General features: G+C 39.0%; 25 protein-coding genes. 16 read left to right on the forward strand and 9 right to left on the reverse strand.

From position 1 onward, the window contains the following. Positions 1-25: 25 nt before the first annotated feature. The 6 genes from I9192_RS16170 to I9192_RS16195 form a co-directional block, all read right to left on the reverse strand. Positions 26-862, reverse strand: a complete 837-nt coding sequence (locus tag I9192_RS16170) for a hypothetical protein (RefSeq protein WP_200149931.1) — start codon at positions 860-862, stop codon at positions 26-28. 54 nt (positions 863-916) lie between these two features. Further along, entirely contained in the window at positions 917-1,411 is a 495-nt protein-coding gene (locus I9192_RS16175) for a DinB family protein (RefSeq protein WP_042090013.1), read from the reverse strand. Positions 1,412-1,662: 251 nt separating this feature from the next. Beyond that, positions 1,663-2,184, reverse strand: a complete 522-nt coding sequence (locus tag I9192_RS16180; RefSeq protein ID WP_121773867.1) for a hypothetical protein — start codon at positions 2,182-2,184, stop codon at positions 1,663-1,665. A gap of 682 nt (positions 2,185-2,866) precedes the next feature. Further along, a complete protein-coding gene (locus I9192_RS16185) occupies positions 2,867-3,883 on the reverse strand; it encodes a hypothetical protein (protein ID WP_200149932.1) in 1,017 nt (338 codons plus the stop codon). 263 nt (positions 3,884-4,146) lie between these two features. Next, complete coding sequence (locus I9192_RS16190; protein WP_005033073.1) at positions 4,147-6,219, reverse strand: M13 family metallopeptidase; 2,073 nt, start codon at positions 6,217-6,219, stop codon at positions 4,147-4,149. 215 nt (positions 6,220-6,434) lie between these two features. Next, the gene (locus tag I9192_RS16195) at positions 6,435-7,319 is read right to left on the reverse strand and encodes a LysR family transcriptional regulator (protein ID WP_200149933.1); all 885 of its coding nucleotides are present in this window, start codon (positions 7,317-7,319) and stop codon (positions 6,435-6,437) included. 177 nt (positions 7,320-7,496) lie between these two features. Between I9192_RS16195 and I9192_RS16200 the strand changes: the two genes are divergently transcribed. Together I9192_RS16200 and I9192_RS16205 are read left to right on the forward strand one after the other, a co-directional pair. Beyond that, a complete protein-coding gene (locus I9192_RS16200) occupies positions 7,497-8,078 on the forward strand; it encodes a chromate transporter (protein WP_199959930.1) in 582 nt (193 codons plus the stop codon). 6 nt (positions 8,079-8,084) lie between these two features. Further along, on the forward strand, positions 8,085-8,603 hold the full coding sequence (locus tag I9192_RS16205) for a chromate transporter (protein WP_004829527.1): 519 nt from the start codon (positions 8,085-8,087) through the stop codon (positions 8,601-8,603). A 139-nt stretch (positions 8,604-8,742) separates the two neighbouring features. On the opposite strand, the gene I9192_RS16210 is transcribed toward I9192_RS16205, so the two are convergent. Beyond that, positions 8,743-9,216 carry a hypothetical protein gene (locus I9192_RS16210; RefSeq protein WP_005033084.1) on the reverse strand — a complete coding sequence of 158 codons (474 nt, stop codon included), beginning with the start codon at positions 9,214-9,216 and terminating at the stop codon, positions 8,743-8,745. 253 nt (positions 9,217-9,469) lie between these two features. Here I9192_RS16210 and I9192_RS16215 point away from each other — a divergent pair, with 253 nt between their 5' ends. Both I9192_RS16215 and I9192_RS16220 read left to right on the forward strand, forming a co-directional pair. After that, on the forward strand, positions 9,470-10,048 hold the full coding sequence (locus I9192_RS16215; protein WP_100885734.1) for a DJ-1/PfpI family protein: 579 nt from the start codon (positions 9,470-9,472) through the stop codon (positions 10,046-10,048). 179 nt (positions 10,049-10,227) lie between these two features. Next, positions 10,228-10,416 carry a hypothetical protein gene (locus I9192_RS16220; protein WP_004829530.1) on the forward strand — a complete coding sequence of 63 codons (189 nt, stop codon included), beginning with the start codon at positions 10,228-10,230 and terminating at the stop codon, positions 10,414-10,416. Between the two features lie 140 nt (positions 10,417-10,556). Here the strand turns inward: I9192_RS16220 and catM are convergent, their stop codons facing one another. Further along, complete coding sequence (catM, locus tag I9192_RS16225) at positions 10,557-11,471, reverse strand: cis,cis-muconate-binding transcription regulator CatM (protein ID WP_009586366.1); 915 nt, start codon at positions 11,469-11,471, stop codon at positions 10,557-10,559. A 121-nt stretch (positions 11,472-11,592) separates the two neighbouring features. Between catM and I9192_RS16230 the strand changes: the two genes are divergently transcribed. From I9192_RS16230 to pcaD, 7 genes are all read left to right on the forward strand, one after another. Then, on the forward strand, positions 11,593-12,702 hold the full coding sequence (locus tag I9192_RS16230; protein WP_139422395.1) for a muconate/chloromuconate family cycloisomerase: 1,110 nt from the start codon (positions 11,593-11,595) through the stop codon (positions 12,700-12,702). Positions 12,703-12,716: 14 nt separating this feature from the next. Next, positions 12,717-13,007 carry a muconolactone Delta-isomerase gene (gene catC, locus I9192_RS16235; RefSeq protein ID WP_005033095.1) on the forward strand — a complete coding sequence of 97 codons (291 nt, stop codon included), beginning with the start codon at positions 12,717-12,719 and terminating at the stop codon, positions 13,005-13,007. A gap of 150 nt (positions 13,008-13,157) precedes the next feature. Continuing rightward, a complete protein-coding gene (gene catA, locus I9192_RS16240) occupies positions 13,158-14,078 on the forward strand; it encodes a catechol 1,2-dioxygenase (RefSeq protein ID WP_005033098.1) in 921 nt (306 codons plus the stop codon). Between the two features lie 133 nt (positions 14,079-14,211). After that, positions 14,212-14,895 carry a 3-oxoacid CoA-transferase subunit A gene (locus I9192_RS16245; protein ID WP_200149934.1) on the forward strand — a complete coding sequence of 228 codons (684 nt, stop codon included), beginning with the start codon at positions 14,212-14,214 and terminating at the stop codon, positions 14,893-14,895. Then, on the forward strand, positions 14,892-15,548 hold the full coding sequence (locus I9192_RS16250; protein ID WP_200149935.1) for a 3-oxoacid CoA-transferase subunit B: 657 nt from the start codon (positions 14,892-14,894) through the stop codon (positions 15,546-15,548). Before I9192_RS16245 ends, I9192_RS16250 begins: the two co-directional genes overlap by 4 nt. Before the next feature lie 132 nt (positions 15,549-15,680). Next, positions 15,681-16,886 carry a 3-oxoadipyl-CoA thiolase gene (gene pcaF, locus I9192_RS16255; RefSeq protein WP_200149936.1) on the forward strand — a complete coding sequence of 402 codons (1,206 nt, stop codon included), beginning with the start codon at positions 15,681-15,683 and terminating at the stop codon, positions 16,884-16,886. An 85-nt stretch (positions 16,887-16,971) separates the two neighbouring features. Continuing rightward, entirely contained in the window at positions 16,972-17,751 is a 780-nt protein-coding gene (gene pcaD, locus I9192_RS16260; RefSeq protein ID WP_005033106.1) for a 3-oxoadipate enol-lactonase, read from the forward strand. A 264-nt stretch (positions 17,752-18,015) separates the two neighbouring features. Here the strand turns inward: pcaD and mobR are convergent, their stop codons facing one another. Then, positions 18,016-19,698, reverse strand: a complete 1,683-nt coding sequence (gene mobR / locus I9192_RS16265; RefSeq protein WP_005033109.1) for a phenol degradation transcriptional regulator MobR — start codon at positions 19,696-19,698, stop codon at positions 18,016-18,018. 415 nt (positions 19,699-20,113) lie between these two features. Here mobR and I9192_RS16270 point away from each other — a divergent pair, with 415 nt between their 5' ends. From I9192_RS16270 to I9192_RS16290, 5 genes are all read left to right on the forward strand, one after another. After that, positions 20,114-20,404: a phenol hydroxylase subunit gene (locus I9192_RS16270; RefSeq protein WP_005033111.1), complete on the forward strand. Its 291-nt coding sequence runs from the start codon at positions 20,114-20,116 to the stop codon at positions 20,402-20,404. A gap of 18 nt (positions 20,405-20,422) precedes the next feature. Then, entirely contained in the window at positions 20,423-21,424 is a 1,002-nt protein-coding gene (locus I9192_RS16275; RefSeq protein WP_005033113.1) for an aromatic/alkene monooxygenase hydroxylase subunit beta, read from the forward strand. Between the two features lie 12 nt (positions 21,425-21,436). After that, positions 21,437-21,706 (forward strand): MmoB/DmpM family protein, encoded by a 270-nt coding sequence (locus tag I9192_RS16280; protein WP_005033116.1) that lies wholly within the window; start codon positions 21,437-21,439, stop codon positions 21,704-21,706. A gap of 69 nt (positions 21,707-21,775) precedes the next feature. Beyond that, positions 21,776-23,302: an aromatic/alkene/methane monooxygenase hydroxylase/oxygenase subunit alpha gene (locus I9192_RS16285; RefSeq protein ID WP_004829543.1), complete on the forward strand. Its 1,527-nt coding sequence runs from the start codon at positions 21,776-21,778 to the stop codon at positions 23,300-23,302. A gap of 95 nt (positions 23,303-23,397) precedes the next feature. Then, positions 23,398-23,760: a phenol hydroxylase subunit P4 gene (locus I9192_RS16290; protein ID WP_005033119.1), complete on the forward strand. Its 363-nt coding sequence runs from the start codon at positions 23,398-23,400 to the stop codon at positions 23,758-23,760. Positions 23,761-23,770 lie beyond the last annotated feature (10 nt).

The raw sequence follows: 23,770 nt of genomic DNA on the forward strand, positions 1-23,770 counted from the left end.
TGCCATGCCTTATATCTACTGCTGATTATTTACTCTTAAACCAATAATCCCATTTCTCTTGATCAACGCCAAACTTTCCTTGCCACCATCGTGTAGGATAGTTTACATCATCATTTCTAATAGGGCGATGTACCCTTTCAGGATAAGTCACATATTGGTCTACATAGCCAAAATGTTCATCATCATGCAAAATACCAATCACACCAAAAATTTCTAAAAGCCCCAAACGTTCTTCATCATTTGATTTAACAGCTTGAGCAATACTCTTTTTCAATTGCGCAATTCTGTCGTTGGGTTGTGCATGCTCAATAATTGATTTGAGTTGATCGAGAATACTGAAATCTCCCTCACTTGGTTTAACAACAGGAAGTCTAGGAAACTGCTCTAAATCGAATAGAACTGAAATCAAATTCTCTGTACAACTCCCATGTTTATATTTGAAATAATTCATCGTATTAAATTCAATCGGATCTTCAAATTCAAATCGATGTAGACCGCATACAGTACAGATTGTTGAATTCGGCTCTGGGCTCGCTACAAAATCATGTTCAATTAAACTTTTGCCAATACAATAACTTGATAAAAAGGAACGATATTCTAATTGTCGGGTGCTAAGGCTATAGATAAATGCATTTACGACATCGTGCTTTTCAATATGATCCACTGCTTTTTTGATTCTTTTACAAATCTCATTGTGGCTTATTGTCTCTGGTTCAAACATGACTGAATGACTTTTTGCGTATTCAAATTCATCATCCGTAATAAATTTCATATACCTGTCCCAATAAAACCAATTTTCTAAGCATTCATCCTGAGAGTGCTTCATAGTTTTAAGTAAAATCTTGACTGCTTTCTTGTCCATAGGTCTGGGTCTATTGTTAAAAATTTTAATTTAATATTTGGAAAATGAAATGCTCTAGCCAGCTCTACGCTCAGGTTCATGTTGATGAATAAAAACTGTATATGTATCCGCTGGATGAATCACTTGAGCATGATGCAAAGCATGGGCAATATTCCCCCGATGGTATGTGCCATGATTGATGATATGAAAAAGAATTTCTTCTATTGAAAGAGAGCCTGTTTTTTTATCGATAAATTGAAAATGCACAATTTCAGCAAGTTGATCTGATTGAATATTTTCTACAAATCCAATCCACCATGCATGAGAATGTTCAATCCGTTGTTGTAACTCATCAAATGCAGGTAAAACTTCAGTATTGGTCTGTGTATGTAACGCTTTTTTATGTTCTAGTCGGGCTCGAAATAACTCTTCGACAATGATCATATGATTGAATTGCTGCTTGGCAAATTGATATTCATCTAAATATTTTTCTTGATCGATCTGTGCAATGGCTTTGAATAAGCGTTGATCTGACCATTGTTTATAAAGAAACAGTTTTACAAAATCCATTCCATTGACCTAGCGCATTCTTACAATTCAATCATCAAGATAGCATGTAAATAGTTTAAAAAACCAATCTTTCAATAAGGTGCAAGCAACTATAATTTATGGGCATAAAATCAGTTTAAGTTTAATTTTTTTTGTGGATACCCCTCTACCCTCCTTAATCATAAATAAGAAAGAGTCAGGGGATAGCATTACAATTTTTAATTCATATAGTGAACAAAATGCACTTTGCTAAAGATACTTAGAAAGATGATTTATTGACGAATCGTACCCAATTTATTCCAAATATCAGGAGTTAAAAATGTCATCACCAATTTGTTTAAGTCAACATAACGTAGTACACCCTGTAACTGTTTCTTCACCTCAGGGTTTTTAACAATATCTTCTCCTGTACTACGTCCTAATTCTTGAAAACTATCACCTACAGCTTGTAAACCTTCAGTTTGAATAACAGCTTTGGCTTGTGCAGAACACTGTTCAACAATAACACGTTGTAAAACCTGAGCGAATTTCTGATCAAGTTGGGTTCTTTGAGCATCACTGACATTGCTCAATGCTTTTAAGTCAGGATGAGCTGATAAGGCGGCAAAAGTCCATTGCAATACAGTGGTTTTATCTGTCGCAGTTGTCGCTTTGACTAAACAATCGCTAAGTTGGTCGACTGTGGGTCCTGCAACAGCAAATTGTGCAGTTCCCATCAATGCGCTAGCGATCAACACAGTGCGTCCAAGTTTTGAGAACTGATTTGAAATAAAGGAAAGAACTGGGCGTGACATGGGAAAATTTCCAATTGAAGACTGATCCAGTTTTAACATAAATGATGAATCAGCACTTTTGTGACTCTGTAAATTGATCAAGTTCTCATTTTCAGGCACAACACTAAAATTCAAATAAATTGAAAATGTATTGTTTCCAGTCTGTTGATTCTTTGGTTCGCTTGTTTCTGAGCATTTTTCTATACATACTTTTTGATACATACTTTTGAATGTCTTTTTTAGAAATTGATCATTATCTAAAAAAATTGACATGAATGTGATTAGAATACACTACAAACATCATGTGAAAATTAAAAACAAAACTTTATGTCAATGTTGTACATCACACTCTCAGGTATAGGTATTATTTTCTCGATTTGGCTGTACATGCTGATTTTTTGTAAGCATCCTCCAAGAATCAGCATAAGCAAACTCCAACAGTGCTGGCTATTGCATAAACATAAACCTTTTATAATGATATTTGATTATATCTTTAAAAAAATCAGTGCAATGTTCAAATGGGTCTTTCGCATCTTAAAAAAACTAGGAAGCTTTATAAAAGAATTTATTGTTGAGGTTATTTTTCAACTGATCATTCGCTCAATCTTCAATCTCATCAAAGCAATATTTCATTTGCTTGTAAGAATCTTAGACTAATTGAGGTTTGAATCAATGCCACTGAGCTACCACGACCAAGTCATTATCACTTCATTTGTTTTAACATATGTTTCGCAACTGCATGATTTTGGTTGGTGGATAAATTCTGCAAAATCCGTTTAGCTCGATCTTGCGGATTAGAGAACCGTTGACTATAACTCGGTACATTGGTTAAACATCTTGCCACTAAAACACCTGATTCTGCATAGACATTGATTCCACTTGCTCCATGTAAACGCCCATAATTATAGGCGCGTTCAGCATTATTACAGGCATTAATCTGATTTTGTCCACGTCCTAAATCTTTACGTGCAGCGCTATATAATTGCATTTGCTGTGCTTGTGGTGTGGTCACTACTTTTTCAGTTTGCGGTTTTTCTTTCACTTCCTCCACAATCTGCGTAACTGGTTTCTTTTCCTCGATCGGTTTTATAGGAGCAGTTTTCACGGCAATATTTACAGGTGTATTTTTTGAATTATTGGCTTTTATTTCAGTACTTTTAGCAGGATGATTTTTTGCTTTCTTTTCTTGCTGGGCATTTGTGACATTGGATTTAGTGTTATACAGTTTTTTTAATTCATCCAGAGATATAATTTTGGTTTGCAAGATAACAGCACGGGTTTCACTCTGCTCTAGCTTTCGTTCAGATAACGGTTCAATTGAAACATACCATTGTTGACCATTCGTTTCGACACAGTGATATGCACCAATTCCTTGTTTGACACTGCTATAGGTATTCAATAATTTCTTTGTCCATACATCTTTGACCAGATTCATCGTACTGGTTTGAACTTGGCTAAAACGCCCACCTTTAGCAACACAATAACTGTTTAAATAAGTTTTCGGTGTCAATGACAGTACCATTTGATGACCTTGTTTAGGTCCCCAATCATAAACATATTCTTTAAATGACCGTTGATTATCATTGATATTTTTCTTATCAATCATTTCTTGCGGAGACGCATATTGTTTAAATGTATCAGATGTTGAAGTATTAATGCTTGTACAAGCCTGTAGTAAACAACCAGCCCCAGCAAACCACAAGAATGCTTTTAAATTCACCTAACATTTCTCAATTGTATTTTTTTAACAAAATAGCGTAATCAATCCAAAATAACAAACTTATTCTATTGAATTTATTCACTATTTATCTGAATAAAATGATAAAAAAATCACAAAAAAATGAATTAGAGATAATCAATTAATTTAAAGTCAGAAAAGCTCAACCTAAACAGCCATTTTCAAAAGCACTGTTGAGCGAAGGGTAGCGACAAGAATGAAAAACCTGCCAAACCATCAACAGACTTGGCAGGTTTTTTTTGGTATTACCAAATCGTGACACGTTTATTTGCAGGCAAATACATTTTATCTCCCTGTTTAAGATGGAATGCATCATAAAATGGTGCTTGATTCAGCAAAGTTGCATTGCCACGCACTTTATCTGGCGAATGTGGATCTCTTTTTAGGAATTCCACTTGCATCGCATCAGTGATTTTTGAACGCCATGCTTGAGCCCAACCGATATAGAAACGTTGTTCACCGGTTAAATTGTCTAACACTGGTGCTGGCTGACCATTTAAGGACAATTGATAGGCTTTATAGGCGATCGCCAAACCAGAATTATCGGCTATGTTTTCACCCAAGGTTAGCTCGCCATTAACATGGTAGCCTTTGATCGGTTCATAGGCATTGTATTGAGCCACCAGTGCATTGGTTTTTTCTTTAAATTTTCGATGATCTTCGGCAGTCCACCAATTCTTCATATTACCCAACTCATCAAATTGACTGCCTTGGTCATCGAAACCGTGACTGATTTCATGACCAATAATTGCACCAATCGCACCGTAGTTGACTGCATCATCAGCATTCATATCAAAAAATGGAGGTTGCAAAATAGCTGCAGGGAAAACAATTTCATTTAAAGAAGCATTGTAATACGCATTGATCGTTTGTGGTGTCATTCCCCATTCATCACGATCAACCGGTTTGCCCAATTTATTCAACGCATATTGATGTTCAAACTCACGTGAACGAATCACATTACCAATCAAATCATCATTTTTTATGTCCAAGGCTGAGTAATCACGCCATTTGTTTGGATACCCGATTTTCACCGCAAAACTTGCCAGCTTTTTCTGTGCTTGGACTTTGGTTGCTGGACTCATCCAATCCAATTGTTCAATACTTTGTGAATAGGCTTTCATCAGGTTTTGAACCAGTAATTCCATGCGTTGCTTTTTCTCAGCAGAAAAATATTTTTTCACATAGATCTGTCCGAGACTTTCACCCAAAGTACCTTCGACCAATTGCACACCACGCTTCCAACGCGGTTTTTGTTCTTTGATTTCTCGGAGTTGATTGCTATAGAAATCAAAACTGTTATCTACAAAGGCTTTACTGAGTAAAGGTGAAAAATCACTCACCAAATGGAACTTGAAATAAGCTTTCCAAGCATCCAACGAGGTATTGTCAACAATTGGGCTCAAACCTTTAAAATAACTCGGTTGAATCACTTGTATGGTTTTAATTTTATCTGCCAATTCTTGTTTTTCTAAATAGGTTTTCCAATCAATTTTTGGACTAAGTTTGGCTAAGTCTTCAACCTTATAAATATTGTAGAGTTTGGTTACATCACGATTTTGGACATTACTCCACTGTATTTTCGCGATCTGCGTTTCTAATTTTAAAATGGCTTGAGCATGTTGTGCAGCTTGAGTATCACCCGCCAATTTTAGCGTTTTCTCGATATAGCTTAAATATTGTGAACGTACCTTTTTAAATTTTGCATCATTTTTTAAGTAATAATCACGATCAGGCAAACCTAAACCACTTTGTCCCATCATTGCAATCATTTGTGTAGAGTTTTTCATGTCTTGATCAACACCAACATCAAACGGGCTGGTGACACCGATTCTTGAAAAATGTGCTGCTAATTGGGCAATATCTTTTTTATTTTTAAGGGCATCAACATTTTCGATTTCAGCTTGAATCGGTTGAATACCTAATGTTTCTATACGCTTTTCATCCATAAAATTAGCATATAGGGTCGCAACTTTTTGTTCAGAACTTCCATTAACCAACTGTTGCTTTGACAGTTCATCGACGATATCGTGCAGTTGTTTTAATGATTCTTCATGCAAAATATCAAATGTGCCCCAACGAGATTTATCCGCTGGAATTTCCGTATTTTTTATCCAGCCACCATTCACATGTTGATAAAAATCATCACTGCCTTTTACAGTTTGATCAAAATATTGATGGTCAATCCCCGATTTTTTCTGATCTTTTACAGTGGTAGGCGTCATTTGAACTGCTGTCGCTACTGTTTCTGCCCATAAAACTGTAGAGGACAACATCATTGCTGATACTAAAACATTTTTTACAAATTTGAGTTTCAAAAGCCTATCCTCAATTTTAATTTTAACGCTTGAATTTAAAAAGATAATACTAATCCCGAGCTCAACTTTTATGTGTAGCAAAAATGCAATGATTGCGTTAATTTTTTAATTTCGCTTAGCTTACCGATACATATGCTCGATAGAGTCATTGTCAGATAGCACTTACGAATATCTGTTCTAAAAACACCCTGCTTTAAATACAAAAAATGATGTCATTAATCCAGTAAATTTAAAATATGTTTTAAACGTACATTTTCAGTATCTTGTTGATACACCGCATAAATCGGTGCAATACAAGTGGTATCTGCTTGTAATGCTTTATAAACGATCTGTTTATTCCAAAAATTGCGAATCGCTTCTGGAACAATAGATAAGCCAATCCCTGCAGCGATCAAATTTAAACTTGAGGTTAAGCGAGGTGCTTCTTGGACAATTCTTGGACTAAAACCCGCCTGATAGCAACATGCCAAAATATTGTCAAATAAGTCCTGACCCGCCAAACGACGATATAGTACAAAGTCATAAGGTTCTAAATCCAACAGATGAATCACATCACCCTGTAAAGCTAAAGGATGATTACTCGGCAAAGCGACAATCAATGGCTCATCCAAGACATGTAAGCTTTTTAACCCCAAGTTTATCGGCGCGGGTTTACGTAAAAATACGATGTCATTTTTTTCATTAATAATTGAATCAATCAATGAACTACTGGCATCTTCTTCTAAATGAATGGATACAGCAGGAAAATTCTCACGGAAATTCCGTAACAATGCAGGTAAAAATGAATGCAAACCGACTGAATTGGTGAAACCGATATTGATCTGCCCTTCCAATCCTTTCGAGATATTCTGCACACGTTTAGGAATCGCTTGGGCATGTGCAAGGATCGTGACTGCTTCTTGATAGAGTGCTTTACCTGCTTCAGTTGCCTCAACTCCACGAGGTAATCGCTTTAATAATTGGGTATCTAATTCACCTTCCAGACTTTTGATTATGCGTGTTAATGGTGGTTGTTGCATATTCAAACGTACGGCTGCACGAGAAATATTACTTTCCTCAACCACAGCAACAAAAGCATTGAGTTTATGAATATCAATCATGTGGCTCCCTTCATATAAAAATGTATCAAGCGAATAATGCGTCATGTTGTAGAAAACAATTCAATATAACCATACTTTTTAGGTATGAATAACAGCAAAAATAGCATTTTTAATTATAACTCAACAAGCAGATAATCGCATTCAATCCACTCAGCACAGCAAATTGAAGAGGTCTAAATGAATAGTGAAGCAATGCCAATGGAGCAAGCCATTGAAACACCGAATTGCAAAGCATTATTTTTAGGCTTTATGAAGCTTGGCTTAATGGGGTTCGGCGGTGTACTGCCACTGGCTCATCGTTTAATTGTTGAAGATCAAAAATGGCTAACGGCTGAAAAATTTACAGACTTGCTTGGGGTCTGCCAAATTCTACCTGGCGGCAATATTGTCAATATGGCTGTCGCGATTGGTTATGATTTTGCTGGTGTTAAAGGTGCATTCAGTGCAGTATTCGGATTGATGTTGGCACCCACATTGATTGTGATTTCACTGTATCAAATGTATGTCAATTTCCAAGATATTGTCCTCGTTCGCCACATGATCCAAGGTTTAGCGGCTGCAGCAGCAGGTTTACTGTTTGCCACAGGCTTTAAAATGTTGAAACCAATCATGAAAAGTAAACTGACTTATTTCACCATCTTGCTGACCATTATTTTCATGTTGCTGATCAAACTGTCTTTGGCATTGACGTTGTTGATTTTAGTCACTGTGAATATGGCTGTTTTAGCCTTTAAACAACGTAGATTCACTCAGGAGTAAAACAAAATGTATGTCCTTATCGCACTCACTTTAGTTTTTACTCAATTGTCTTTACTGGCATTTGGCGGTGGTAATGCCATTTTGCCAGAAATGCAGCATCAAGTTGTGGTGGTTCATCAATGGATGACCGCTGAACAATTCAGTTCTATGTTTGCTATGGCACAGGCTGCGCCTGGTCCAAATATGATGATTGTGCCTTTAGTCGGCTGGCATGTTGCAGGACCGATGGGATTGCTTGTTACATCTTTTGCTAAATTCGGACCTTCTTCAATTATCACTGTCTATGCACTGAAATTTTGGAATAATTTTAAAAGCCATCCATTACGTGCGAGATTTGAAAAAGCATTAAAGCCCATTACTGTAGGTTTAGTGCTTGTCAGTGCATGGATTATTGCTCAGGCATCTGCACAAAATATTTTACTGATTGCAATCGTTGTCCTGACTATAGTACTTAGTGTGTTTAAGAATGTTCATCCAGTTTGGTTAATGTTGATTGGTGCAGGAACAGGTGTACTGATTCTGTAGTCACGTTATTATTAGGTTTAACTGTCTTCAATTGAACTTGGAAATCTCGACTTCTTTAAAATGCAACGTTTATAAAACACATCGCGAATAAAACCCAAATCCCCTTTAAAGAGGATTTGGCGAATGAATTGAATGCAAATTACTGCTGGTTTTCTAGATCTCGTTCACGACAAGAAAGTTCATAATATTGTGCTTTTGGCAGTTGTTTCAGCTTGTAATAATAGTAGTCTGTACTGCTTCGATCCATTTCAGTCAATGAACATTGATTGGCTTTTGCAAATTGAGTTAATTGTTTTAAATCTGTATTTTTTGCGACAAGTGCTCCCCACCCCTCACTTACACAACACCCAGCGTATTGAGACATATACTCATCTGAAACCAAAACGACGCTTTGTCCCATAAAATTTAGGGGTTTCTTGAGTCGATAGACATCATTGTAATCATATCTAGAAACTTCTGCCTTTTTATTGATCAGTCCATCTTTGAACATTTTCTTAAAACTTGGAAATTGTGAAGATGCCTCCCCCATTCCCCGATACACTGTTTGTTGCGCCGCAGCATGATTTACTGTTGCTGCAAGCACTAAACCAATACCCAAAAGATACTTTTTCATATTTTTCCTTTTTAATCCTGTATTCATCACTTTTAAAATAAGTCGGCGACTTCTTCCTGTTGTGGATTGAGCTTCAAGCGTTATTTTCTCAAGCTGAAAAGTCTTGCTTTAGAATAAGAAATTTACATATCTATTGATTACAACGTTCTGAATAAAATTAAGACTAAAGCCGCATAAATTCAACTTAAAACTGCAATCTGAGCATGTTATTTTACCTGAAAGGAGAACTATTTTTTGAACAGCAGGTGAAAAAATGTCTAAACAAATTTTGATGTTAGTCGGTGATTATGCTGAAGATTATGAAACCATGGTTCCTTTCCAATTCCTTACAGGATTAGGTTATACCGTCCATGCAGTCTGCCCAGATAAGAAAAATGGTGACAGTATAGCCACGGCAATCCATGATTTTGAAGGTGAACAAACCTATAGTGAAAAACGTGGTCATAACTTTGCAATTAACTATGATTTTGACCAAGTTGATGTGCAAAATTATATCGGCTTGGTAATTCCTGGTGGTCGTGCGCCTGAGTATTTGCGAATGAATGCACGTGTTGTTGAAATTGTGCGTGAATTCGATACTGTAAAGAAACCGATTGCCGCAGTCTGTCATGGCGCACAACTACTGGCTGCTGCTGATGTATTAAAAGGTCGTCTATGTTCTGCCTACCCTGCTTGTGCTGCTGAAGTTAAACTAGCAGGTGGTCAATATGCAGATATAGCTGTTACTGAAGCCGTGACTGATGGTCATTTGGTGACTGCGCCTGCATGGCCTGCACATCCTGCTTGGTTAGCCCAATTTGTTAAAGTTCTTGGTGCTAACATCACTTTGTAAACATGAAAAGCTAGATTTTGCATACACATCAAAATCTAGCTTAATCTTGATCAATATTCTTTAGATTACATATATATACATTAAATTGAACCTTTTTAATTTAAATTTCAGCCTCAGGTCTTCATTTATGTCATGATGAATGAATACGTTTTTAGTCAAACAACAGGTTAATTTAAAAAATGGAAATCATTGAATTACTTCAACCCGTTACATTAACGAAAGAAAATTTACGCCCGATCACCATTGAAGCAGGAACCTTATTAAAAGTCCTCATGGTAAATCCATCTTCTTATCTGGTTGGTGATGAATCGGGAACATCTTTTTTAATCAATTTTGATGAAGAAAATCTGCAATGGAAAAAAATTTAAAGCATTGATCAATGGTTTAAAAATGAATTGCACTATTTCATCAAAACTTGAAGTGTTAAATGGAAGCGTTCTAAGCACATGTATTCCAAATCCAGAATATAAGAACGTTTCCATGCAGTAGTTGCATAGATTGAGACCATTTACAGATTCATTTTTAAGCTAATGTTTTCTTGCTCAAAAACCTCTCTCACACATGCAAGTATGTTCGGCACATAACTACTTTGATCCATATTTCGAACTGATAACGAAATTGGACTATAGGCTTCCAAATCTAAAATAGGCACATAAACTAAATTCTTCATCCCAATATCACTGGCACTTTCAGGAATCAAACAAATCCCCTCGCCTGATGCGACCAAGCCTAAAGCCATATGAATTTCACGCACTTCAACCATATTTTTGGGTACCAATCCCAGTTCAGTAAAAATCGACTGAATTAAGGTAGAGAAATTGGGTTTTTGAGTTGCGGGATAAGAGAAAATCGTTTCATGAGTAATTTGTGATAAATAAACACCTTGGTCGATATATTCAGCGAGATGATCATTTTTATGTACAGCCAATTTCAGCTTTTCTTCACGGAGTACAATACGTTTAATCGCAGGGTCACTAATTCTTAAACGACCAAAACCTAAATCAATTTTACCTTGCTTTAATGCTTCAATTTGGTCTTTGGTCCCACATTCAATTAATTCCACTTCAATATCAGGATGACGTTGACGAAACAAGTAAATGATTTGGGGCAACAGCGCATATAAAAGTGAACTGACATAACCAATGCGTACAATTTTATTGACTGCACTAATTCGTTTTGCCATAGATGCCGCTTGAGCTGTATGGGTTAAAATTTGTACCGCATGTTGATAAAAAAACTGCCCTGCTTCCGTTGTTCTTACAGGTCTCGAACCACGTTCAAATAATAGGATGCCCAGTTCTTGTTCAAGATTTTGAATCTGTCGGCTCAGGGGCGGTTGCGCAATACATAATTTTTCAGCCGCTTTGGTAATACTTTGCTCTTCAACCACAGTCACAAAGTAACGAAGATGTCTTAATTCCATTTTATCTATCTCGCACCAAAATATACCTTTTAAGTATCTAAAAATACCAAATCCAGCCTAGTTAAAGATATTACATTAATTTAGGGTATATAAATAGATTAATACTTAAGAAATTCGCAGTATGTATAAGTCCATAGAAACACTTTTAGTCGAGATCCCGACAATACGCCCTCATAAGATGGCGGTTGCGACGATGCAAACACAAACTTTGGTGCTGATTAAAATCACGACTGAAGATGGTTTTGTTGGCTGGGGGGAAGCAACCACAATAGGTGGTTTAGGTTATGGTGAAGAAAGCCCGGAAAGTGTTCAAACCAATATTGACACGTATTTTGCACCTTTGCTCAAGACTTTGTCTGGATTGAATATTGCACAGACCATGCAAATCATTCAACGCAATATCAATGGTAACCGTTTTGCAAAATGTGCCATTCAAACTGCTTTATTGGATATTCAATCTCAACGTTTGGGAATTCCTGTCAGTGAATTATTAGGTGGGCGTTTACGTGACAGTATTTCAGTATTGTGGGTATTGGCTTCTGGTGATACCGAAAAAGATATTGCTGAAGCCAAGAAAATGATTACCGCAAAACGTCATAACATTTTCAAATTAAAAATTGGGTCACGACCTTTAGAGCAAGATATTGAACATGTGTTGGCCATTAAACAAGCATTGGGCAGTGAGATTTCAATTCGAGTCGATGTCAACCGAGCATGGTCTGAATTAACCGCAATTAAAGGCATCAAAATGCTTCAAGATGGCGGGGTTGATTTGATCGAACAACCTTGTGCAATTCAAAATATTGATGCTATGCAACGCTTAACGCGAAAGTTTGATATTGCGATTATGGCAGATGAGTCCTTGATGGGACCACAAAGTGCTTATGAACTGGCGAAATGCAATGCAGCATCTGTTTTTGCAGTGAAAGTCGCTCAGTCAGGTGGCTTAATTGAAGCATGTGAAGTTGGAAAGTTAGCCAATCTAGCGGGAATCGATCTCTATGGCGGCACCATGCTGGAAGGACCTGTAGGTACGATCGCCTCAGCCCATGTTTTTTCAACATTCAGTAACTTGGCTTATGGCACTGAACTATTTGGTCCATTGCTGCTCACAGAACAAATTTTAAAAAAACCACTTCAATATGAAAATTTTGAGCTGAAAATTCCGACAGCTTCTGGGTTAGGTATTGAACTGGATGAAGACAAAATTGACAAGCTACGTCGTAAATAATTCAAGGAGTTCCCATGCTTTACCAAGTCAGAATGGATGTAAATATCCCACTGGATATGCCTGCTGAAAAAGCCAATGAAATTAAAGCTGTTGAAAAGGCATATTCACAAGATTTACAACGACAAGGCAAGTGGCGTCATATTTGGCGCATTACAGGACAGTATTCAAACATCAGTATTTTTGATGTTGAGAGCAATGAAGAACTGCATAGCATTTTACAAGGTCTTCCACTGTACCCTTACATGAATATTGAAGTAATGGCTTTAAATCGTCACCCATCATCTGTGCGTGAAGATGACAGTTAAACTGTATTGATCATTTTTTTATCACCGTAATTAACAAGGACTGTGGTGAGCAATGGAGCAAGCAAAGCTGTTGGTTTAAATATTTCATCAATCAACCATGAGTAAGCAAAGCAAGCCACGTAACACCTTTCATACTTCAGGAGAATCAGTATGAACCGCCAAGAAATAGATAAATTAGTTCAACAAATGAATGTAGACACTGCAACAGGTGAAGTGAATCCACGTGTTCAGCAAATTGTCGTTCGTCTACTCGGAGATTTATTCCAAGCTATTGAAGACTTGGATATATCTCAAACTGAACTTTGGAAAGGTTTAGAATACTTTACCGATGCTGGTCAAGCCAACGAGCTTGGTCTGTTGGCAGCAGGATTAGGTTTAGAACACTATTTAGATCTGCGTGCTGATGAAGCAGATGCGAAAGCTGGTATTACAGGCGGAACACCACGCACGATCGAAGGTCCATTATATGTTGCAGGTGCACCTGAATCTGTCGGCTTTGCACGTATGGATGATGGTTCTGAATCAGATCATGTTGATACCCTGTTTATCGAGGGGAAAGTCACAGATGCAGATGGCAACATTATTGAAGGTGCTAAAGTTGAAGTTTGGCATGCCAATAGTCTAGGCAACTATTCTTTCTTTGATAAATCTCAATCTGATTTTAATTTACGTCGCAGTATTTTAACTGATGCCAATGGTCAGTATGTTGCTCAAACCACCATGCCAGTGGGTTATGGCTGTCCACCTGAAGGAACAACACAAGCGCTACTCAATTTGCTGGGACGTCATGGCAATCGCCCATCGCATGTTCACTATTTTGTCTCTGCACCAGGTTATCGCAAACTCACCACTCAATTTAATATTGAAGGTGACAAGTACCTATGGGATGACTTTGCATTTGCTACACGTGAAGGTTTAGTTGCTACTGCTGAAGATGTCACTGATGAAGCTGAACTTGCTCGTCGTGGTGTTAACAAACCATTCAAACACATTACTTTCAATGTTGAATTAGTAAAAGAAAAAGTAGATGCACCAACGACTGAAGTAGATCGTCGCCGTGCAAGTGCTTAATTAGAAATTTTTTATGCGTGAGGTCGTGAGATAACAGCGTTTATCTCATGACCTGTTTTAGATCGCTATGCATAAATATGTTCTGACTCATTTATGCATAGCAATTTGGAAACATAGACAAAGGTTAAGTCTTATGATTGATAAAAGTTCTTTATCCATGGTGGAAGTCCTATCAAAAATCAAGGATGGTTCAACCATTATGATTGGCGGCTTTGGAACGGCAGGACAACCCGCAGAGCTAATTGATGGATTGATTGAGCTTGGCGTCAAAGACTTGGTCATTGTCAACAACAATGCAGGCAATGGAGATTATGGTTTGGCAAAACTCCTCAAATCAGGAGCTGTACGTAAGATCATCTGTTCATTCCCGCGCCAGTCTGATTCATGGGTATTTGATGAACTCTATCATGCAGGAAAGATTGAACTAGAACTTGTTCCTCAAGGAAACTTGGCATGCCGCATTCAAGCAGCGGGGATGGGTTTAGGGGCAGTATTCACACCAACAGGTTTTGGTACATTGCTTGCCGAAGGAAAAGAAACCCGTCATATCGACGGAAAAGACTATGTGCTTGAGTATCCGATCAAAGCTGATTTTGCCTTGATCAAAGCCCATCAAGGCGATCGTTGGGGCAATCTGGTCTACCGCAAATCTGCACGAAACTTTGGACCGATTATGGCGATGGCTGCGGATGTCACCATTGCACAGGTTTCTGAAATCGCAGAACTCGGTCAACTTGATCCTGAACATATCATTACACCCGGGATTTTTGTACAGCATGTGGTTGCTGTCAATGCGGGACAGGGAGAAGCAGCATGAGCTATCAAAAACTAAGCCGTGACCAAATTGCAGAACGTGTTGCACAAGACATTCCCGATGGCGCTTATGTGAATTTAGGTATTGGTTTACCGACCAAAATCTCGAAATACTTACCTTCAGACAAAGATGTATTCCTACATTCTGAAAATGGTTTGTTGGCGTTTGGTCCACCCCCTGCCAAAGGCGAAGAAGACCCTGAACTGATTAATGCAGGTAAAGAATTCGTTACCATGCTTACAGGCGGAAGCTTTTTCCATCACGGCGATTCTTTTGCCATGATGCGTGGTGGGCACTTGGATATTGCAGTATTGGGTGCCTTTCAAATTGCTGAAAATGGTGATCTTGCCAACTGGCATACAGGCGCACCTGATGCGATTCCTGCGGTGGGTGGTGCGATGGATTTGGCAGTCGGTGCCAAGAAAGTCTTTATCACCACTGACCATGTCACCAAACAAGGCGAACCCAAAATCGTGGCTGAGCTGACCTATCCTGTGACTGGCAAAAAATGTGTCGACCGTATCTATACCGATCTATGTGTGATTGATGTTACTCCAAACGGTTTAAAAGTGATTGAAAAAGTAGCGGGTCTCAGCTTTGAAGAATTGCAGTCGATGACGGGTGCTGAATTGATTGATGCAACACAGCAGAATTAATGGATGAAATCCCCCTAAATCCCCCTTTGTTAAAGGGGGACTTCACCTAAATAAACAATGGGCTGAAGTCTCTCTCCTTTTTAAAGGGTTAGAAGCACTGCTTCTTAAGAGAGATTATTTAAGGAAAAACACATGAAAAATGCTTATATCATTGATGCCATTCGAACTCCATTTGGTCGTTATGCTGGTGGACTTGCAGCTGTAAGAGCGGATGATTTAGGTGCAGTGCCAATTCAAGCCTTGATGCAACGCAACCCGACTGTGGATTGGCAAAAAGTCGACGATGTGATTTATGGCTGTGCCAATCAGGCAGGTGAAGACAACCGAAATGTGGGTCGTATGTCGGCATTATTGGCAGGGCTGCCTGTTGAAGTGCCTGCAACTACAGTCAATCGTTTATGTGGTTCTTCACTAGATGCGATTGCGATGGCAGCACGGGCGATTAAAGCCAATGAAGCCGATCTGATCATTGCTGGTGGTGTGGAAAGCATGAGTCGAGCACCCTATGTGATGGGCAAATCCGAGAGTGCTTTTGGGCGTAGCCAAAAGATTGAAGACACCACCATGGGTTGGCGCTTTATCAATCCAAAACTAAAAGACATGTATGGTGTAGAAACCATGCCACAAACGGCTGAAAATGTGGCTGAGCAATTCAACATCAACCGTGCTGATCAAGATCAGTTTGCATTGAACAGTCAGCAACGTACAGCAGCAGCACAGGCACAGGGCTTTTTTAAACAAGAAATTGTTGCTGTGACCATTCCTCAGCGTAAAGGTGATGCTTTGCTGGTGGATCAAGATGAGCATCCACGAGCGTCAACCACATTGCAAGCCTTGCAAAAATTAAAAGGTGTGGTGAAAGCAGAAGGTACGGTGACTGCGGGCAATGCTTCAGGAATTAACGACGGTGCAGCCGCTTTACTGATTGCATCAGATCAAGCCGTTGCACAGTATCAATTAAAACCACGTGCCAAAATCATTGCAGCGACAACCGTGGGTATAGAGCCTCGAATCATGGGATTTGCACCTGCACCAGCGATCAAGAAATTACTTCAACAGGCACATCTGAGTTTGGCGCAGATGGATGTGATTGAGCTGAATGAAGCCTTTGCTGCCCAAGCTTTGGCAGTGACTCGTGATTTAGGCTTGGCAGATGATGATGCACGGGTCAATCCGAATGGTGGTGCGATTGCTTTGGGGCATCCATTGGGTGCATCAGGTGCCCGCTTGGTGACAACCGCCCTCAACCAACTTGAACAGATTCAAGGGCAATATGCCTTGTGTTCAATGTGCATTGGTGTGGGTCAAGGCATCGCCATGATTATTCAACGCGTTTAATTTTAATTTAAAACAAGATTTTGTATCCAACCACCAAAGTTGTTGGTCTTTCAATATCATCAAACAGGCAAAAGGATCAGTTTCTATGCCAACATTCCAGTCAGATGATGCTGTCATTCATTATCAAACATGGGGTAAGCCGACTCAGCCTGCCCTTGTATTTTCCAATTCGTTGGGTACTCAACTGAGTATGTGGCAGGCACAAATTGAATATTTTCAAAAAGATCATTTTGTCATAGCCTATGACACCCGCGGTCATGGGCAATCGACAGCACCACAAGGACCCTATTCTATCGAACAGTTGGGTCAAGATGTCATTCATTTATTGGATCAGCTCAATATTCAAAAAGCAGATTTTTGCGGAATTTCAATGGGTGGCTTAACAGGTCAATGGTTGGCGATTCATCATCCGCAACGATTTAACCATGTTGTGATCTGCAATACTGCTGCAAAAATTGGTCAGGAATCTGCTTGGTTAGCACGTGCCGAATTGGTGCGTGAGCAAGGCTTAACCCCGATTGCAGAAACAGCAGCACTTCGTTGGTTTACCGAGCCCTTTATCCAAAGTCAAACAGCGATTGTAAAATCCATGAGTAACGACCTCGCAGCTAGCAGCACAGAGGGTTATGCAAGTTGTTGTGAGGCTTTGGCTAAAGCGGATTTAACCACTCGAATCAATAGCATCACGGTACCTGTCTTGGTGATTGCTGGTGCACAAGATCCAGTGACAACTGTTGTAGATGGGCAATTTATGCAGGAGCAAATCCCTGAGTCTGAACTCTTTGTGATTGAAGCATCGCATATTTCCAATGTAGAAAAACCGCAACAATTTAATCAAGCCTTGGCAGATTTTCTAGTCTCTTGATGATTTTAAATCTTCTTTGAATCTGTAGTTTTAAATAAAAACTCACACTGGTGAGTTTTTACTGTTCAATTCATTGGTTTTTAGAATATTAATTTACATGCGAAGTCTCATTCTTTCCACTCAACATCTTAGCTTCGCCATAAAGTAGACAAACTGCACCAAGATATTTTGAATATGATTCAAACCTTTGATTTATTAAATAAATTCATATGGCGATATAGCTATGGATTGAATCTGTTGTCATCTCGATGCATGCTGATCTCTTTATAGTAGATCAATTTTCTTTAATCGATAATCCAAGGTCGCCCGACTAATTCCCAAAATTCGAGCAGCTTCTGAAACATTTTGGCGACTTTTGTCCATAGCAGTGCGAATAATGTCTTGTTCAAATTGTTCCAAGGAAAAATGTTCAGTCAATAATTCATCAATATTGATATTCATGTTTGTCGAATGAGATGTACTTTCCACATCTTTCTGCTGTGGAAATAAACTGTCTAATTTTATTTCCTGTTGATGATCCGTCAATAACGTTGCACGTTCTAACAAATTTTCTAATTCACGAATATTGCCCGGCCAATCATATTTCATCACGAAACTTTTGGCTTTATCACTTAAGCCTTTTAATGTTTTGTCGTACATATTTTCAAACCGTGCCAAAAAGTGATTGATCAATAAAGGAATATCTTCTTTACGCTCACGTAAAGGTGGAATCAAAACAGGAAAAATATTAAGGCGATAATATAAATCTGCTCGAAACTTGCCATCTTTCACAGCTTGTTCCAAATCCTCATTGGTTGCTGCAACAATTCTGACATCAACTTGACGTGTACGAGTATCTCCTACCCGTTCAAACTCACCCTCTTGTAACATTCTTAACAATGCAGCTTGCGCACGTGGTGAAAGCTCAATGACTTCATCAAGAAAAATCGTTCCACCGTGAGCACGTTCAAATTTTCCCATTCGAGATTGAGTCGCCCCTGTAAATGCACCTTTTTCAACACCAAAAAGTTCTGACTCAATCAAATCTGGAGGAATACAAGCACAATTGACCGCAACAAAAGGTTGGAGTTTACGCTGACTGGCATTATGGATACCACGAGCAAATGCTTCCTTACCTACACCTGTTTCACCTTGCAATAAAACAGCCACTTTACTGCCTGCTGCTTTTTTCAGTAAATCACATACTTGACGGTAAGCCACTGATTCACCCACCGCATTGAACATGGTGTAATCACTTTCTGCGTCTGTGTAAATATTCTTTTTCAACGCATTGAGTTCAGCCTGTAAGGCAATGATTTCATCTGAAACAGGATCTGGTGACATAAAACGAATAAGCTCATCAGCATTTTCCCATTCACTTAAAGGTTTGCCAATAATTCGACAATGGTCATCCCCTTGAGCGACACAATGTGTTTCCTGATAGATAATGGTCTGTCCCATCACAAAACTACTGTAACCACAAGCATAACCCAAGAGCATCCAACAAGCTGGTTCATCGGAAGAACCAAACTCACTCAAATGAACTTCAGCTTCAAATGAGTTCAGCCAATTAAAATCCGCATAAAACTGCTTTAGATCATGGCTGAGGTGCAACTCATTGACTTCTACCTGCACCATGCCACGAATACCGTGCATTTGTGGTCCCGCCATAAATGCTTCAGCTTCATTTAAATTGGGGCGAAGTTTAGAGGTCACTTCTGCGTCACGCATGCCAGCCTGATAACCACAACGAATAAAAAAACGTTTGGTTCTTTCAAGCCCTAACATCTGAAACAAATCTTTTCTTAAAAACCCCATGATACTGGTATGCATCAACAACATACGATTTTCATCAAACCAGATTTGACCATGTCGGGTATCAAAAACGATTTTATCTAATAGATCTTGAATATCTTTGTTTTGTTCAAGTATCTGCTTATATACCTTCACATTTTTGGCTTGGGGCATGATATCCATCCTTGGCTATATGTCTTTTGTGAATGCAACCTTGATATTACCTAATTCCGACTAAAAAGCTTTACTACCTTATTCTTATATTTTTATACCTTAGAGGTATATTATCTTAATTTTGAGCTATATCAGTCGCTTAAAAAAATCTTATTTCATAAATAAAAAATGAACGAATGGATCAATCAATAAGGTGTTTATTGTTTTGATGAAATCTGATTCAAACAGTATTCATCATTTGATGAATATCTCAATCAACCTCACCTCTTTCAATCGGCAAAAAAACCTTAAACAATTGTATTTAAATATAAAAATAAAGTTGGCACGACTTTTGAAATATCTACAGGGAATTATCCGAAGAGCATGACGCTCTGCATCAAAGCTGTTGTTGATGTTGACCAAAAGGATTCCACTTATGGTAGATGCCACATCCCCTCACCCACTGGTGAAATACATTCGAATTACTGGTGATCGTTATGCCAAATTCGTTGAGTTTGATTTTGCAATTCATGATCCAACCCTATTTGTTGAATTGGTTTTACCCCAACAGGCATTTCAGCACTTTTGTGAAATTAACCAAGTAATTGAAATGACCGCAGAACAACAGGCTTGGAATGACGCGCAGGAAGATAAATGGCGCTACGGCATTGAACCCACTGTTCTCAATCATACGCGCCAATATGCTGATCAAGAAGATCAGGCTTAAGTCGAAAAGGAGAATGAAATGACTTTAGAAATTAAAACATCCAATTTAGAGCCGATTCGCCAAAGCTATGCCTATATCGAACGTCGCTTTGGTAGCAAACCTGCCACCCGTTATCAGGAAGTCAGTTTTGATGTACAGGCATCCACCAACTTTCACTATCGTCCATTGTGGAAGCCTGAAAAAACGTTAAATGATCAAACCCATACAGCTTTGAAAATGCAAGACTGGTATGCATTTAAGGATCCTCGTCAGTTCTACTATGGTGCTTATGTGCAACATCGCGCACGTATGCAAGATACTGCTGAAAGTAATTATTCATTTTTTGAAAAACGTCAATTGGTTGACAACCTCAGTGATGCAGTCAAACAAAAAATCATCACTTGTTTATTACCATTTCGCTATGTCGAACAGACTGCCAACTTACACATGATGTCAGGGAGTGCTTATGGCTATGGAACCGTGATCACCCAAGCCTGTATTTTTGCAGCAATGGATCGTTTAGGGATGGCGCAATATATTTCCCGTATCGGTCTGATGCTCGACGGTCATACAGGTGAATCCTTAGCGCAGGCGAAACAAGCTTGGATGAATGATGAGAGGTGGCAACCTCTACGCAAACTTTGCGAACACAGCCTGACAGAGCAAGATTGGTTCAAACTCTACATCCTGCAAAATCTGCTGATCGACACCTTCTTACAAGAACTGGTCTTTGGACAACTCGATCAATGGCTTGTTGAACATGGTGGGCGTGATATCGCCATCCTCACCGAACTTGTTAAAGACTGCTTAACTGATTTACGAAAGTGGTCTGACAGTGTTTTAAAAACTGCTATTTCAGAATCAGAAGAAAACAAAACTTTAATTCAATCATGGATAACCGAAATGCTTCCAAACGTTCAACTGGCATTTCAAAGTTGGGCACAAAACGCACTACCTGACAGCAATATTGATACTGCACTGAATGCTCTTTCAGAACGCAGTAAAAAGGCAGGTTTGGTTTTACTTGATTCAGCAGCATAAGGAATTGCCATCATGAGTTCTAAAGTTTATTTAGCCTTACAAGACAATGACACCTCACGTTACATCATTGAAGCCATTGAACAGGACAATCCTGAAGCAAACATCCAATATCTCCCAGCCATGATACGTGTAGAAAGTACAAGCATTTTGGTGATTCGAGCTGAAACAGTATCAGAAAAGCTCGGACAGGATTGGGACATTCAAGAACTGCAACTCAACATGATCACATTGGGTGGCAATGTAGAGGAAGATGATGACAGTTTTACCCTGAAGTGGAATTAAACCCGTCGCCCTACATCAAAGCAAAACATCAGAAGCAGGCAGCTTCAAGCCATTGAAAGGATAATCAAAATGAATAGCCAAGCTAAAGTCAGCAATAAAAAACTCAATGCCAAAGAGCGTTATCGAATATTGACCCGTGATCTGGACTGGGAGTTTTCCTATGCAGATCGAAAAGATGCCTTTCCTTATGAAGAATTCGAAGGCATCAAAATCACTGACTGGTCAAAATGGGAAGACCCGTTCCGTTTAACCATGGATGCCTATTGGAAATACCAAGCTGAAAAAGAAAAGAAACTGTATGCCATTTTTGATGCATTTGCGCAAAACAATGGACAAATGAATGTTTCGAATGAACGTTATGTCAATGCCATCAAACTGTTTTTAACCGCAGTGACTCCGTTGGAATATCAAGCTTATCAGGGTTATGCACATGTTGGACGCCAATTTGGTGGAATCGGCGCTCGGATTGCTTCACAGATGCAATCCATTGATGAATTACGTCATGTACAAACCCAGATTCACGCGATGAGTCATTACAACAAGTTCTTTGACGGTTTCCAAGATTGGGCACATATGCATGATCGTGTTTGGTATTTATCCGTTCCGAAATCATTCTTTGAAGATGCCCGTTCAGCTGGACCGTTTGAGTTTTTATTGGCGATCAGTTTTGCTTTTGAATATGTACTGACCAATCTGTTATTCGTACCATTTATGTCAGGCGCCGCCTATAACGGTGATATGGCAACTGTCACCTTTGGCTTTAGTGCCCAATCAGATGAAGCACGCCACATGACACTCGGTTTAGAAATCGTAAAATTCTTACTTGAACAGCATGAAGATAATGTGCCAATCGTTCAAGAATGGATTGATAAATGGTTCTGGCGTGGCACCCGTTTGCTCTCCATCGTCGGCATGATGATGGACTATATGTTGCCAAATAAAGTCATGTCATGGAAAGAAGCTTGGGAAACCTACTTTGAAGAAGCAGGTGGTGCATTATTCAAAGACCTTAGTCGCTATGGCATTCGTATGCCGAAATACAGTGAGGTCATCACCAAAGAAAAAGAGCATGTATCACACCAAGCATGGTGGATTTTCTATAACTTTGGTCATGCGGCTGGCTTCCATACTTGGATTCCAACAGATGAAGAAATGGATTGGTTATCTGCAAAATACCCTGACACTTTTGACCAATACTATCGCCCACGCTGGGAACTGGCACGCAAAATGGAAGCCGAAGGTAAACGCTTCTATAGCGCAGGCTTACCACAACTTTGCCAAGTCTGCCAAATTCCAATGACATTTACAGAGATGGATGGCGACCAAACCATGTTCAGTTATCGTGAGTCAATTTACCAAGACGAACGCTACCATACCTGTTCAGATGGCTGCCATGACATTTTTGAAAGAGAGCCTGAAAAATACATCCAAGCTTGGTTGCCTGTTCATCAGATTTTACAAGGCAATTGCGGTGGTCCTGACTTAGAAAGCATTTTAAGGGACTACTACAATTTCAATGTGGGTGCAGACAATCTTGACATAGAAGGTTCCCCAGACCAAAAACGCTGGAAAAAATGGAAAGGTAACGCGGCTTAATCCACCACTCAAAACAACAGCAACAAGGAACGGATGTCGTCGCTAACGACTGCATCCTCTCAAGGATTTATTCAAAAAATTTGAGGAATTACCCCATGACCGTAAAAGCGATTGTAGAAAATTATCAATTTGAACCTTTAGATCTCCAGCAAAAATACGGCGACAATATGCTGCTATTTATTGGTTGGGACCATCATACACTTTTTTGTTCTGCCCATACTTTTGTCGTTTCAGCTCATCAAACTTTTCAAGAGTTGCTTGATGGACAGATTCAAGTAGGTTTCGAGCAACATCCTGACTTTGCAAATATTGATTGGTCAAAAGTTGAGTTTTACCTTAACCAGCAACGGTTAAACGTGGACTTCTCTAAATCATTAGCGGATTTGGGTTTTGATCACAAATCACTCCTACGCTTTGTTACGCCTGAATTACAGGGTTACAACGGCACACACGTTTAAGGAGAATGAA

This window comes from Acinetobacter bereziniae (assembly GCF_016576965.1).
Taxonomy (GTDB): Bacteria; Pseudomonadota; Gammaproteobacteria; order Pseudomonadales; family Moraxellaceae; genus Acinetobacter; species Acinetobacter bereziniae.